The sequence below is a fragment of the Marinobacter sp. UBA2498 genome (assembly GCF_002341575.1).
Taxonomy (GTDB): Bacteria; Pseudomonadota; Gammaproteobacteria; order Pseudomonadales; family Oleiphilaceae; genus Marinobacter; species Marinobacter manganoxydans.
Map to the genome: position 1 here is coordinate 69,363 of NZ_DDOI01000059.1, position 15,164 is coordinate 84,526.

The 15,164-nt window shown below is 56.1% G+C and carries 11 protein-coding genes; 4 read left to right on the forward strand and 7 right to left on the reverse strand.

The features are described from left to right. The coding region (locus B2W52_RS07570) for an HzsA-related protein (RefSeq protein ID WP_414673488.1) at window positions 1-2,216 on the reverse strand (2,216 nt) is incomplete at its 3' end. A gap of 335 nt (window positions 2,217-2,551) precedes the next feature. On the opposite strand from B2W52_RS07570, the gene B2W52_RS07575 reads away from it, so the two are divergent. From B2W52_RS07575 to B2W52_RS07585, 3 genes are read left to right on the forward strand one after another with little or no spacing between them, the layout of a single operon-like run. Further along, window positions 2,552-3,787: a hypothetical protein gene (locus B2W52_RS07575; protein ID WP_039882063.1), complete on the forward strand. Its 1,236-nt coding sequence runs from the start codon at window positions 2,552-2,554 to the stop codon at window positions 3,785-3,787. A gap of 7 nt (window positions 3,788-3,794) precedes the next feature. Next, complete coding sequence (locus tag B2W52_RS07580) at window positions 3,795-6,284, forward strand: LamG domain-containing protein (RefSeq protein WP_273070486.1); 2,490 nt, start codon at window positions 3,795-3,797, stop codon at window positions 6,282-6,284. Between the two features lie 12 nt (window positions 6,285-6,296). Beyond that, window positions 6,297-7,859, forward strand: a complete 1,563-nt coding sequence (locus tag B2W52_RS07585) for a general secretion pathway protein GspF (protein WP_273070488.1) — start codon at window positions 6,297-6,299, stop codon at window positions 7,857-7,859. Window positions 7,860-7,880: 21 nt separating this feature from the next. Here B2W52_RS07585 and B2W52_RS07590 read toward each other — a convergent pair whose 3' ends face one another. Further along, on the reverse strand, window positions 7,881-8,963 hold the full coding sequence (locus B2W52_RS07590; RefSeq protein ID WP_414673489.1) for an FAD:protein FMN transferase: 1,083 nt from the start codon (window positions 8,961-8,963) through the stop codon (window positions 7,881-7,883). A gap of 211 nt (window positions 8,964-9,174) precedes the next feature. On the opposite strand from B2W52_RS07590, the gene B2W52_RS07595 reads away from it, so the two are divergent. After that, window positions 9,175-10,425: a substrate-binding protein gene (locus B2W52_RS07595; protein WP_286802241.1), complete on the forward strand. Its 1,251-nt coding sequence runs from the start codon at window positions 9,175-9,177 to the stop codon at window positions 10,423-10,425. Between the two features lie 109 nt (window positions 10,426-10,534). Here the strand turns inward: B2W52_RS07595 and B2W52_RS07600 are convergent, their stop codons facing one another. From B2W52_RS07600 to B2W52_RS07620, 5 genes are all read right to left on the reverse strand, one after another. Then, window positions 10,535-12,277: an ABC transporter substrate-binding protein gene (locus B2W52_RS07600; protein WP_008174648.1), complete on the reverse strand. Its 1,743-nt coding sequence runs from the start codon at window positions 12,275-12,277 to the stop codon at window positions 10,535-10,537. Between the two features lie 227 nt (window positions 12,278-12,504). Beyond that, on the reverse strand, window positions 12,505-12,780 hold the full coding sequence (locus B2W52_RS07605; protein ID WP_008174646.1) for a DUF2160 domain-containing protein: 276 nt from the start codon (window positions 12,778-12,780) through the stop codon (window positions 12,505-12,507). A gap of 11 nt (window positions 12,781-12,791) precedes the next feature. Further along, window positions 12,792-13,598: a carbohydrate ABC transporter permease gene (locus B2W52_RS07610; RefSeq protein WP_008174643.1), complete on the reverse strand. Its 807-nt coding sequence runs from the start codon at window positions 13,596-13,598 to the stop codon at window positions 12,792-12,794. Between the two features lie 10 nt (window positions 13,599-13,608). Further along, window positions 13,609-14,475: a carbohydrate ABC transporter permease gene (locus B2W52_RS07615; protein WP_008174642.1), complete on the reverse strand. Its 867-nt coding sequence runs from the start codon at window positions 14,473-14,475 to the stop codon at window positions 13,609-13,611. Further along, a partial coding sequence (locus tag B2W52_RS07620) for an ABC transporter ATP-binding protein (RefSeq protein WP_286802251.1) occupies window positions 14,475-15,164 on the reverse strand: 690 nt, incomplete at its 5' end. The genes B2W52_RS07620 and B2W52_RS07615, both read right to left, overlap by 1 nt.

Below are 15,164 nucleotides of genomic sequence, written 5' to 3' on the forward strand. Positions count from 1 at the left end.
TCTCTGTAGGCGTTGAAGTGTAGCGGTTCATCGGGTGACGGGCCATCGCCCAGATCCAGCTGTCCAGCCGGCACTTGCTGAGCGTCCGCCGCATCGGTGTCCGTATGGCAACTGGTACAGGTGTAGTCATCCACGACCGCCATGGTGTCCGGGTCCAATACCTCCCGATTGACGCTCCACAGCGGATGAATATGCTGCTCGTAGTTGATCACAATCCGGCAATTCGGCGCCCAGTCGGTGGCACAAACGCCGGATATCGGCGGCGGTGTCTGCAGATCGGCATAGGCGTAGGCAAAGCTGTCAGGCTTGGGATCCACGGCATCTCCGGACCATTCATCGGTATAGATCACATCCGGCGTCGGCCGGCGAATCTCGTTGATGCGGGCAAACACCTGAGCCATGGTTTCACCCATGTCGGCAAACAGAGCCGGGTCGGTATTCGGGAACGGAAGGCTGGTGGTTGCGGCCCCACCCCACACGGACGATGGACCGGCATCCGGTCTGCCATGGGGTGTCGGACTGTTCGGGTTGTGGCACCCTGAACATTCAAGGGTCTCGCCGGGGCGCACCGTGAGCCAGTTCTGGTGCCGGTTGCCCATAGCGCCACCAACACGCTGGCCTTTCTCATCGAGAATACTGATGGCAAATGCAACATTGGCGGGCACCGCCACCTTCACTGACCCATCGGGCTCTATCGGCACGTAGCCCAGTATCTCCCGCATTAGCTGAGCCCGGCTGCGGCCAAAGGCGCTGTTGTCGAAATCCCGGACGTTCTCATCGGGGATGGCCACGGGCTTTTCCAGTCGAAGGAATCTGGCCGGGCGATCTTCCGGCGGCGTTTGCAGCGGATCAGCCATTGCAGCAATACCAGTCGGCGTGGTGTCCACCCCATCGATATCATAGACGCTTCGAATGTGCAGGACGCCGTAGCCGGCATCGCCGAGGGCCCCCTCATCACCCGTGAACTGGGATTCCGGGATGAACCCTTCCAGAGGCCGTTCCTTCATCAGGACCGCCTCATCAAACTGAACGCCCTCTACCGGCGGGACCACCGGCCGCTGGGTTTCGCTGTTGATATCCAGAAGCCACAAACCGTAGACGGGCTCTGCGGGTTGATAGTCTTCGGATTGCAGGCGATCTTCCGTGCAGTTCACAATCCGGTCGGTCGCTGTTTCACGCAGCCGGCAAGGTGTCCAACTGACCAGGTAGCGGTTGGTACCATCAAGCAGCGGTGAAACCGATGCATAACTGCCTTTCAGCGATAGTTGGCCATCCAGGCCCACGCCGGGCACAAGCGAGCGCTGGCCCAAACCTTCGGTGCCATCGAGACGAAGATTGGCCTCAACAAATTGGTCAACATCGACTTCCGCCAACACAGACGCGTAGTCATCTGATTCAAACGGCCTTAGCTGCACGAGCAGATTGCCGCTGTCTGATTTGCGTGGCTGCAGGTACTGTATGTCGTTCGCTTCTGGAACCGAATCGTGGGAGTGACGACCGAAAAGATAACTCAGGCCAGTGCCGTCAGGGTTGACGCGGTAGAGGTTCACACCGTTGTTCCGGGTTTGGCCGGCATTATCCCAGCGGCTGAACACAATGGTGCCATCATCCGCCACCATGGGGTCGAGGTCGTGGCTCTGATTGAAGGTGATCTGTTCAATGTTCTGACCATCGTCGTCCATCACATGCAGAACAAACCCGGGGCTATCACCCTCCTCGTCCAGACCGGAATACTGGGGTTTGCCTTCATCAAGCAGCACCGCCTTGGAAATCCGCTGACGGGTTGACGAGAAAACGATTCGGCCATCAGGCAGATAGGCTGGCGCAACGTCCTGCCCGGCCCCGGCGGTAACGTCCGAATCGATGATCCGGCGCAGGATGTCGGTACTAACGTCGTATTCCCAGATATTCCAGGTTGGCTGATCCTCGTCGTCTGCGTCCTCGATTTCCGGCGCACGCATGGCAAACAGCAGTCTGGAGCCGTCGTGGGAAACGTGGAGATCTTTCACGTCGTAACGCAACTGACCATTGTCATCAAGGAATTGCGGCCCCGCGAATGCTCTGGAGGCAATATCCTGCGTCTCGGCGTCCGCAGTGGCACTGGCCTTCAGAAACAGCCGCGCTCCGGGGCGGAAAGCACTCGGGTCGGCCAGGTTGTCCTCGACCAGGGCCCCGGTGTTTTCGTCAAAAAGTAGAGCCCGTTCGACATAAGCCACAGGGTTCTCGACGACAACCGGATCCGCCTGCTGACTGTCGCTGCTCGAAAGACAGCCAGACAAAGCTGCAAGCGAGCCGAGTGCGACAGCCAGGCGAGTACTGCGGGAGATGTTTAGAGTGGGCGACTTAATTTCCAACGTGAGAAACCCTGTTTCGGATGACATTCCATGACATAAATTAAGTCGGTTCCGCTGGCAGGCTCCAAGGGTTTTACGTAACGCAATGTAATAACGTGGCCTACGACTCAAAACGAAGGATATAGCAAGCCGTAAACTTTTAACAATTGTCAAAAAGCATTAATGTGCACATGCTAACGATCACCGAGGGAAAGGACATGACCGCCCGGAACAGGATCAGAAGCCTGCTTTGCAAGGCTTGCAGTACCGCAGTTCTCGTCGCATTGGTGTCTGGACAGGCCAGCCTTGTTCAGGCTGGCCCCAGGGAGCAGGCCAAAAGAATTCACGATCGGGTCGCCGGCGTGCCACCCTCTGAAGTCGTCCTTGACGATATGGCGAGCGACATAGAGTCCGGCAGAGCTATTGATGCCGCCTTCACGGCCATGCAAGACAGCGCTTTCTACGACGTCACCCTGAAGAATTTTGCAGCCCCCTGGACCAACGAGGCGATGTCAAAGTTCGTGCCCCTTAATGATTACATTGCCACGGTGATTGGCCTGGTGCGGGACGGGGAAGACTTCCGAAAAGTTCTGTATGACGATGTTCTTTACATCGGGAATGCATCCCTGAACCTGCCAAACTACTCTACCAGCAACAACAACCACTACGAATCCCTCGAGAACAGTGGAGCCAGCCTTAAGGACAACCTGGAGCGGGTAAACCAGTCGACCTACACGGGCCTTCCTCCCTCGGCCACCGCCGGCGTCATTACATCAAGAGCTTCCGCCCGGGCTTTCTTCAGTGCCGGCACCAACCGGGCGATGTTCCGCTTCACACTGATCAATCACATGTGCAACGACCTGGAGCAGGTTGCGGACGTTACCTTGCCCACGGACCGCATTCGCCAGGATGTTTCCCGCAGCCCGGGTGGTGACAGCCGGGTATTCCTGAACAACTGCGTTGGCTGCCACACCGGCATGGACCCCATGACCCAGGCGTTTGCCTACTACGACTACGAGTATGACGCCAACACCGACCCCGATGGAGAACTGGGCAGACTGGTCTACAACGCCATTGGCGAAACAGATCCAGAAACCGGCTCCAGGGTTCAGGCCAAGTACCACATCAACTCTGCAACCTTCGAGCAGGGCTATGTGACACCTGACGACAGCTGGGATAACTACTGGCGCCAGGGCGCCAATCGCCGACTGGGATGGGATCCCTCACTCCCGGGTTCCGGCAGCGGTGCCAAGAGCCTGGGTATGGAATTCGCGAATTCCGAGGCCTTCGCAGAGTGCCAGGTCAAGAAGGTGTTCGAGAATGTCTGCCTGCGACCTCCCTCCGACAGCGCAGACCGTTCGCAGGTAAGCAGTATGGTTGCCAGCTTCGCAAGTCAGGGTTACGACCTGAAGCAGGTATTTGCAGAATCCGCCGTGTACTGCATGGGGGAGTGAGGACGCTATGAAAACATTTAAAGGAATTTCCATGAGCTCCCTCAAGTCGGTCCTTGCCATCACTGCCCTGGCCCTTCTGCTTTCTGCCTGCGGGGGCGAATCCACGGAACAACTGCCGAATACCTCCCAGAATTCCGGCACGGTTACCTACAATGGGCCTGCCCCCTCGACGGATGATGTAGCCAACTTCAAGCGCACCGTGTGGGACAACCTGGTCACCCAGGATAAATGCGGCGCGTGCCACGGCTCCAATGGCCAGGCACCCACGTTCGTCAATGAGCAGGACGTTAACCTTGCTTACGCACAGGCGAATTCTATTGTTAACCTGTCTGATCCATCCCAGTCCACAATGGTGACAAAGGTAGCAGGTGGCCATAATTGCTGGCTCCAGAGCACGTCAGCCTGTGTGGACATTCTCACCACCTATATTTCCAACTGGGCAGGCGGGTCAGAAGGCTCTGCCAAAACCGTGGAACTTCGCGCTCCTGCGCTCAAAGAACCGGGTGCCACGGTTGCCCTTCCGACTGACACTGGCCTGTTTTCCACCACGGTATACCCCGAACTCAGACAGTATTGCAGCGACTGCCATGCTGATGGTGGCCAGACCCCTTACATTGCCAGCGCCGATGTCACCACTGCCTACGATCAGGCGAAAAGCCGTATTGATCCTATGAATCCGGGCGCATCCCGACTGGTCGAACGTCTGCGCTACGACTTCCACAACTGCTGGGACGACGACTGCGAAGCCTCAGCCGATTTGATGGAACTGAAGATTCTTGAAATGGTCCAGGATCTGAGCGCCCAACCCGTGGACCCGGCAATCGTTGCCAGCAAGGCACTCAACCTGCAGGCAGACGGCCTGCTCGCAAACTCCGGCGGCCGGTTTGAAGACAACGTGATTGCCCTGTACGAATTCAAGTTTGGTGAAGGCCAGACTGCCTTTGATACCAGCGGCGTCTCGCCTGCACTGGATCTGACCCTGAGCGGAAACGTTGACTGGGTTGGCGGCTGGGGTATTGACCTTGGTCCGGCAGGCGAAAACGAGCAGGGTTTCATGATCCCGGCGGGCAAGGCCCAGGGCAGTACCACCGCAAGCCGGAAGCTGCACACCCTGCTGACCGCCTCCGGCGAGTACAGCATCGAGGCCTGGGTCGCCCCCGGCAACATCACCCAGGAAGATGCCCGCATCGTGACCTACTCGGGCTCATCCACCACTCGCAACGTTACGCTCAGCCAGTCGCTCCAGCGTTACGAAGTGCTGCATCGCAGCACCACCAGCGATGAGAATACGCCTTTCGCGACCCGGGACGCCGACATGCTCCTGCAGGCAACCCTGCAGCACGTGGTGGTGAACTACACCCCGGCAACCGGGCGCCAGATCTTTGTAAATGGTGTCCCAACCGGGGATGTCGACCCGGACGACGGCGGACTGCTGACTGAATGGGACGACAGCTTTGCCCTGGTGCTGGGCAACGAGACCGATGGTAACTCGCCCTGGCAGGGCGCGATCCGCATGGTCGCCATCCACAATCGTGCGCTGACACCGGAGCAGGTCCAGGCCAACTTCGAAGTGGGCGTTGGCCAGAAGTTCTATCTCCTGTTCGGTGTCTCTCACCTGATCGACGTGCCCGAGAGCTTCATCGTGTTCGAAGTCAGCCAGTTCGATAGCTATGCCTACCGATTCACCAGTCCCTTCTTCATCAGCCTTGATGACTCGGCCGAACCATCGAACATCCCGCTGCGCGGCATGCGACTGGGCATCAACGGCAAGGAGGCAACTGTTGGACAGGCCTGGGCCAACCTGGACGTTGTCCTGGACAGCGGCAGTTATGAGCCCGGCGCCGGGCAACCGCTCTCCTCTCTGGGCACCATCATTGCGCTGGAAAACGGGCCAGGGAACGACGAGTTTTTCCTGACCTTCGACCAGCTGGGCGGTAACAACTTTGCCCGCTCCGAGCCGTCGCTGCCGCCTCAACCGGCGCCATCAGACCAGGAGCCGTCATCGGAGATCGGCTTGAAAACTTTTGACGAGATCAACGAGTCCATGTCTCGGATGACCGGTGTACCGACCACGCATTCGAAGGTTTCCGAGAAATTCAACACTGTTCGGCAGCAACTCCCGACAGTGGAAACAATCGAGGGCTTCCTTTCGTCTCATCAGATGGCGATTACCCAGCTGGCAATTCAGTATTGCGACGCTCTGGTTTCCAGCGACAACCTTCGGCAGGAGATTTTCGGCAATTTCAATTTTGCGGCACCGGCAAACACCGCATTTGAAGGTGGCGGAGAGGATCTCATAGTGGGAGCGCTCCTCAGTAGGTTTGTCGGAAACGATCTGGCATCTCAGCCTACAAATGAGACAGTCGCTAATGAGCTCAGCAATCTAATCAATGGCTTGACCAGCTGTGGTGCAAGCTGCGGCCCTGACCGAACCGAAACGGTCGTCAAGGCAAGCTGCGCAGCTGTGCTTGGCAGTGCCACCACCTTGGTTCAGTAAAGGAAGTCGATCATGTTTATACGCAAATCACGAAAGAAGCCTCTGGCCAATGGCAGTCCACTACTCCATGACGACCACGGCAAGCCCAGGACACGTCGCGAGTTTATCGCGCAGGGTCTTATGGCAGGCTCGGCTACTGTTTTCGGTGCATCTCTTTTCAGCCTGTTCGGTAACCCGCGGATGGCGTCCGCCGCGCTTTCTCCAGACCTACAAACCTTGAAAGAAAGCTGTGGTATAGCGCTGCAGGGCGCAGGCAAGATTCCATTTATCTGCTTTGATCTAGCGGGCGGAGCCAATATTGCCGGCTCCAATGTACTGATGGGTAAATCCGGTGGGCAAATGGACTTCCTGAGCACCGCAGGCTACAACAAACTTGGTCTTCCCGGTGACATGTTGCCCAACGATCCGGCGTTCGTGAACACGGAGCTGGGCCTCGCATTCCATTCAGACAGCGGCTTCCTACGCGGGATTCTTCAAAGTACTAGTCCCGGCACCCGGGCGGCAACAGACGGAGCCATTATTGCAGCTCGCTCGGAAAACGACACCGGCAATAACCCACACAACCCGATGTATGGGATCTATAAGGCCGGAGCTAATGGTGAATTGCTCTCGTTAGTGGGTTCCCAAAGCTCCGAATCCGGCGGAAACTCCATGGCTCCGATGAGCCTTATTAATCCAGAAGTAAGACCCACGAAAATAGATCGCCCTAGCGATGCTTCCGGGCTAGTGGATGTAGGCGACCTGATCGGAATTCTCGATCCATCAGATGCGGTGGCAGTTATGGAATCCATCCAGCGTATCAGCGATGAAAAAATGAACAGGGTAAATACCGAAATCTCGACAGATGAGGTGGTAAAAAAATTAGTCCGCTGCGGCTATGTGAAGAGTGCCGATCTGGCAGATCGATATGGAAAAAGGGCCAATCCACTTGATCCCGAGGTGGACCTCGAAATCGTCGGGCCCACCGGCATCTTCAGCCGCGATGAGTTCGACAACAACCGGGAGTTCAGGAAAACCGCCTCTGTGATGAAGCTCGTGCTGAATGGTTACGCCGGCGCCGGCACAATAACCATGGGCGGCTACGACTACCATACGGGTGAGCGCGGGACCGGCGAACGTCGTGACGAGCAGGCCGGCCGCTGTATGGGTGCCTGTCTGGAATACGCAGCCCGGGTGGGCATGCCGTTGATGCTCTATGTGTTCAGCGACGGTTCGGTGTCGAGTAACGGACGGATTGACGATTCCATGGACGGTCGCGGCAAGGGCGAATGGACCGGCGACAACCAGCAGACAGCCGCCTCGTTCTTTATGGTATACAACCCGGCTGGTCGCCCTACCCCGATTCGCAGACAGATCGGCTTCATGCGCTCCGATGCGTCGGTGGAAACTGCCTCCAGTCCTGCGGCCAACAACGTCAACCAGTTGGTTCAGACCGTGCTGCTCAACTACATGGCATTGCACGGGGAGCAGGGTGACTTCGGCACCCGTTTCAACGGCCACGGGCTGGGCAATGGGACATCTCAGGACAGCCTGATTGCGTTCTCGAATGTCGTGAACGGCACTATCGGAAATTGACGGAAACTGCTCGTTCCGCCCCTAGTCTGATTGGGGCGGAACGAGGCCTTCTGAAACGTGCATCATGCGCTGATCATCGATAACCACAACATCGATACCTTTCAAACGCTCAATCATCTCCAGTCCCTTTTTGGGCCCGAGCACGAAAACCGCCGTGGAGAGGCCGTCGGTTGTTAACGCATCCTCGCCGATAATGGTCACGCTTTGGACACCCTGGACCGATTTGCCGGTCTCAGGCGACAGAATGTGATGAACCCTTTCTCCCGCCTCATCCACGAAGAACCGCTCGTAGTCGCCGGAGGTGGACACTGCCACATCCTCGAGCGGCAAAACCACCGCGTTGCGCCCTTCTGAACGGGGGTCCCGAATGCCCACGTACCAGGGCCGGCCCTGCTTGTCACCTAGCAGTCGCATGTCGCCGCCAGCACTCAGCCGGGCATGGCGAATGCCAAAACTGACCAGACGCTCGATTCCCAGATCCACTGCATACCCTTTGGCGATGCCACCGAGGTCTACCAGAATCCCTGCCTGCCGGTATTCGACCGTCTGATCATCCTCATCAAGAATCACATCCCGAAAATTCACCCGCGGCAAGCCGGATCGAAGCTCCTCGTCCGTGGGTTTTTTGCCGGCCCTGAAGTCATACAGGTAACCCACTGAGCCAAAGGTGATGTCGAAGGCGCCCTGGCTGAGTAGAGAAACCTCCCGTGCTTTTTCAATCACCTCGAACAACCCGTCACTGACTTCTACTGGCCCGTCGGGTGCATTGCGGTTGAGCCTGGAGACCTCGGACTGATCCCGGTAGCGACTCATCTGTTCATCAACCTGATGAAAAACCGCCAGCACCTCTTTGCCAACCCGGTTCGCCAGCTCTTTATCCTCCGCCCAGAACTCCAGTTCGATAGGCGTGGTCATTGCAGTATCCGAAAACCGATACCACTCGGCGCTGGCCGACATAGGGACGATGACAAGCCCCATTGCCGCCACGAGAGACGAGAGAGTCGATCCAAGTCCGAATTTCCAGCGCTTTACAGTCACAAAATCCACAAAACTCCATTGGCTGCCGCGTAGCCCACACCGGGCACTACCGGGAAGTATATCCATTTCTTCGACTGCAGCCGAACCGATTCGTCGGAACAGCATAGGCCAGACAAGATGCAGATCACTAACCTACAATTTGTTACCTGAAATTCCACTTTAGTCCCATTGTTGGCTTCATAATCAGCAGTGACACTAGCTCTGCTTAACAAATAATCAAAAGAATGATTAGCAGCCCTTTTCCCCATTGGCGCTGCAATTCCGGAGGCCAACCTGAATGAACGTCAGAAAAGTACTCTTTTCTGCTTGTCTGCTGTTGCTGGCGAGCACCACTGTGTATGCCGAAACCCTTAAAATCGGCCTGAATTATCCGCAAACCGGTCGTTACAAGGACCAGGGTCTGCAACAGCGTCTTGGTGCGTTTCTGGCCGTTGACGAAATCAATAAGGCCGGTGGCGTGATGGGTCGCCAGCTGGAACTAGTAATCCGGAATACACGAGGCGAACCGGCCCAGGGCGCGGAAAACACTGCAGAACTTATCGACCGCGAAGGCGTCCAGATGATGTTCGGCGGTGTGTCCAGCGCCGTTGCCATTGCCTCAGGCAAAGCTGCTCGCGACCGCAACCGGATCTACTTCGGCACCCTCACCTACTCGAACGCCACCACCGGTGCCGAGGGGCATTCCTATATGTTTCGGGAGCCCTATGACGCCTGGATGACTGCAAAGGCGCTCAGTCAGTATCTGACCACCAATCATGCGGAAGACGATTACTTCTACATTACCGCCGACTACACCTGGGGCTGGTCTGTGGAGGAGTCTGTTCGCAAGTTCTCGGGAACCGAAGACACTGACCGCCACCAGGGCGTGAAAACCCCTTTTCCCCGGGCACTGATTACCGATTTCAGGGAGGCGCTGGAGCAGGCAGAGGCCAGTAACGCCAAGGTTCTGATGATGGTCCTGTTCGGCGACGACATGGTGAGAGCACTGAATGTTGCCTACGAAATGGGCCTTACCAAGAAAATGCAGATTGTTGTGCCCAACCTGACCCTGGGCATGGCTCGGCAGGTAGGTCCCACCATTATGGAGGGCGTTATCGGCGGCTCGCCCTGGGTATGGAACGTACCCTTTGAGCTGAACTACCCGAGAGGAAAGGAGTTTGTAGAAGCCTTCTCAAACCGATATGAAATGCGACCATCCACCGCTGCGGCCTCGGCCTACAGCATTATTTATCAATACAAGGATGCGGTGGAACGTGCCGGTACCACCAATACCGCCAGCCTGATCCGGGCCCTGGAGGGACACAGGTACACTTTCCTAAAAGACGAACAGTACTGGCGCGAATTCGATCACCAGAATGTCCAGACGGTGTATGTGGTTAAGGTAAAACCGCGCAACACAATCATTGCTGACGAATACAGTTCCGATTATTTCAGCATCATCGATTCAATGCCGGGTGACCAGGCGGCGCAGACCCGGGAAGAATGGGAAGAGCGGCGCCGGGAGGCTGGAAAACCGCTCAGGCTCTAAACAGTCCCTTAGGGAACTGGAGAAAAATGTCTGGAAAAACATGACTCCGCCTGCCGCAACTTGAGGATCGCGTTGCGGCAGGCATTGTGATTCCGAAAAGCGACTTGCCTTAGCGCGCCTCTTCCCAGGTCTTCAACAGCTCGTCGTAGGCAACGGTTTTGCCCTGTGGCTTCTCGTTAGCCAGCTTCGGCTTGGGTGCGCCGGGCTGATCCAGCCAGTATTGCGGGTCGCGCGGTTCGTTCAGCTTCGGACCACAGGTCGGTTGAACATTGGCACGCTCAAGGCGCTCCATGACCCGATCCTGAGCCTGAGCGAGGCCGTCGAGGGCTTCCTGAGGAGTGGCTTCACCACTGGCCGCCTGGGCAATGTACTGCCACCAAAGCTGGGCGAGTTTCGGATAGTCTGGCACATTGGTACCGGTCGGTGACCACTGCACACGAGCCGGGCTCCTATAAAACTCCACCAAGCCGCCGAGCTTCGGCGCCATTTCAGTCATCGCCTCAGATTCAATGTCGGACTCGCGAATCGGCGTCAGGCCGGCAATCGTTTTCTCCAGAGAGACGGTCTTGGATACGGTGAACTGGGCGTACAGCCAAGCTGCAAGGCGACGTTTCTCAGGCGTGGAGTCCAGGAAAGTCCAGGAACCTACGTCCTGATAGCCCAGCTTCATACCTTCTTCCCAGTAGGGCCCACGGGGAGACGGTGCCATCCGCCATTTGGGGGTGCCATCCTCATTTACAACGGGCAGGCCGTCCTTGATCATGCTCGCGGTAAAGGCGGTATACCAGAAGATCTGCTGGGCAACGTTGCCCTGTGCGGGAACGGGACCGGCCTCTGAAAAGGTCATGCCCTGAGCTTCGGGGGGCGCGTACTCACGCAGCCAATCCACGTATTTCGTAGTGGCATAGACAGCCGCAGGCCCGTTCGTTGCACCACCACGGCTAACGCTGGAGCCGACCGGGTGACACTCTTCAACCCGAATCCCCCATTCGTCCACCGGCAAGCCGTTGGGCAGGCCCTTGTCGCCAGCACCCGCCATGGAGAACCAGGCATCAGTGAAACGCCAGCCCAGAGACGGATCTTTCTTGCCGTAATCCATGTGGCCGTATACTCGCTCACCATCAATTTCCTTCACGTGAACCGAGAAGAACTCGGCAATATCCTCGTAGGCAGACCAGTTAACCGGCACACCCAGGTCGTAGCCGTAAATTTCCTTGAATTGCTCTTGCAGATCTTCACGTTCAAACCAGTCGGCACGAAACCAATAAAGGTTCGCAAACTGTTGCGAAGGCAACTGATAGAGTTTGCCATCCGGCCCAGTCGTAAAGTCGAGCCCAATGAAATCATCAAGATCCAGGGTAGGCAGGGTAAGATCTTTACCGGAACCGTTCATGATGTCCTCAACGGCCACCACCTTTCCATAGCGAAAATGGGTACCAATCAGATCTGAATCATTCACGTAGCCATCATAGATATTTCTTCCAGACTGCATCTGGGTCTGGAGCTTCTCGATGACATCCCCTTCCTGAATCAGCGTGTGAGTCAGGTTGATCCCGGTGATTTCGGAGAATGCCTTGGCAAGGACATTGGACTCATATTCGTGAGTCGCTATGGTTTCGGAAACCACGTTGATATCCATGCCACGGAACTGCTCAGCGGCTTTGATGAACCACTCCATTTCCTTGAGCTGCTCTTCCCTGCTCAAGGTAGAGTTTTTGAACGCTTCATTGACCCACTTCTCAGCCGCTTCACTGTACTGATCGGCGCTGGCATGCAGGCTCAAACCCATGCAGGCGACACCAACGGCGGCGCTGAGCAACAGGGTCCTCGGATATTTGTTGTTGTTGAACATATCCAACCTCGTTCGACATTTAATGAATGGAACGAAACAGCCGTGTTTCGTGTCCGCAGTTATAGCGCTCTTTCTGGTCGCTATTCTTTTTTGCCGGAATCTATCGTGATCGATTCCGATCATTCAAACAAAATTAGTTCGTTTTCGAAATCATTACAAGAAGTCCTGAATCTTTTTTAGGACCAGGATTTTCGAAAAAACACCATACGAACATCCCTTGTCGATACTCACCCCCAACGCAGCAAAACCAGGAGCCAAACCACAGAGACAGCGAGCGCCACCCAAAGGGTGATATCGCTGACCGCCAGGAAGCTCAGATGTATATATGCTGCCGAAAGCAATCCAATAAACAACCGATCCCCGCGGGTGGTGGCTATCGGCAGAAACCCCTTCCTCTCGGTGCACGGGGAGACAATTTCGTAAACCGTCATTACCGCCAGAATTCCCGCAATCACGGCAAAGAAGATGGCGACGGTCGGAGTCCAGTTCATCCAGGCAATCATAAAACGTCTCCTTACACGCGTCCGAGGGCGAAGCCTTTGGCAACATGGTTACGAACGAACCAGATCACCAGCAGGCCGGGAATGATGGTTAGCGAACCGGCGGCAGCCAGAACACCCCAGTCGATACCGCTCGCCCCTATCGTTCGGGTCATGATCGCCCCGATCGGCTGGGCATCCACGGACGTTAGCGTCCGGGCCAGCAGCAGCTCCACCCAGGAGAACATGAAGGCAAAGAAAGCCGTCACCCCGATCCCGGAACGAATCATCGGCAGGAACACCTTCACGAAAAATTTCGGAAAGCTGTAGCCATCAATATAGGCCATCTCGTCATACTCACGGGGGACACCGGACATGAACCCTTCCAGAATCCAGACAGCCAGGGGCACGTTGAACAGGCAGTGAGCAAGCGCCACCGCAATATGGGTGTCGAACAGGCCGATAGATGAATAAAGCTGGAAGAAAGGCAGCAGGAAGACCGCCGGCGGCGCCATCCGGTTGCTCAGCAGCCAGAAGAACAGGTGCTTGTCACCCAGGAACTTGTAACGGCTGAACGCATAGGCGGCAGGCAAGGCCACAAGCAACGTGATCACCACGTTGATGGACACGTAGATCATCGAATTGATGTAACCGTTGTACCAGCTGGGATCCGTAAAGATCACGGCATAGTTATCCAGGGTGAAATTCTGGGGCCAGAGGGTAAGCCCCCCGAGAATTTCCTGATTGGTCTTGAACGACATGTTCAACAACCAGTATATCGGAGTCAGGAGCAGCAGAATAAACAGCGTAATCCCGACGTTTTTTGAACGTGTCTGTCTCATCACACTCTCCTTATTTTTCTTTGTCGGCGTGCGTAATGGCGGTAAAGAAGAGCCATGAAATCAGCAATACAATGAGGAAGTAGATCAGCGAGAACGCAGCCGCGCGACCCAGATCAAACTGCCCGATTGCCATGGTTGTCAGTGTCTGGCTCAAGAAGGTTGTGGAGCTGCCCGGGCCGCCACCGGTAAGCACAAACGGCTCAATGTAGATCATGAAGCTGTCCATGAACCGCAACAGCACTGCGATGATCAGAACACTCTTGAGCCTGGGCAGCTGGATATACCGGAACACCGCCCATTTCGAGGCACGGTCAATTTCCGCCGCCTGATAGAAGGCCTCCGGAATCGCCCTCAGCCCGGAGTAGCAGAGCAAGGCGACCAGCGGAGTCCAGTGCCAGACATCCATCAACAGAACCGTCAACCACGCATCAAGGGTGTCTCCGGTATAGTTGTAGTCAAACCCCAGCTGATTGATCCCCCAGCCGAAAAGACCGATGTCGCCACGGGCAAAGATCTGCCAAATGGTGCCAACCACGTTCCAGGGAATCAGCAACGGAATCGCCAGCAGAATCAGGCAGAGCGACCCCTTTATGCCAGATTTTGGCATCATCAGTGCGACCCCGATTCCGAGCGGAATCTGGATTAGCAATACCGCGCCGGAAAAAATAAATTGCCGAATAAGGGAATCCTGAAGGCGCTCGTTGGTGAGCACTTCCTTGAACCATTCAGTACCCACGAAGAACGCCTGGCCCGGACCAAAAATATCCTGGACCGAATAATTCACGACCGTCATCAGTGGAATGAGAGCCGAGAAGGCAACGAGCAGAAATACAGGCAGCACCAGCCACCAGGCTTTATTGTTTTGTACCTTTTGCATCAGTCTTGCTCCTGTACCAGGAATTCATCCATATACAGCTTCAACCACTGCTTCGGGAACGAGAGATAAACTCGACTGCCAATTGATGCGGCGAAGTCCTCGCTCTCCCGAACCTTCATTTTTTCGTGGTCAAGCTGAACGGTAACGATCTTGTAGGTACCCAGATCCTCGACATCCATCACCTCAGCCTCAAAGGTGTCGTCTGAAGCGACGGAGGACACTTCCACAAACTCCGGACGAATTCCGATCTTGATGTTGGTAGACCTGGTCCGCTGCAGGACATCAACCTGCCAGGGCTCAAGCGACACATTCGTGTTCCCAAAGCACACGCCCCGGGCACAGCGCTGCACCTCGATAAGATTCATGCCGGGGCTTCCGATAAAAAAACCCACGAAGGTATGGTTGGGCTGTTCAAAGAGTTCGGTTGGGGTACCAAACTGGACGATCTGTCCGCCATACATCACGGCAATCTTGTCGGCAAAGGTGGAGGCTTCGAGCTGATCGTGGGTGACATACACCATGGTGATGTCGAACTGCTCGTGAATCTGCTTGAGCTTGCGGCGCAACTTCCACTTGAGCTGCGGGTCGATCACCGTCAGCGGCTCGTCGAACAGAATCGCCGACACGTCTTCCCGCACTAGGCCGCGGCCCATGGATACCTTCTGTTTTTCATCCGCGGTCAGGTTCTT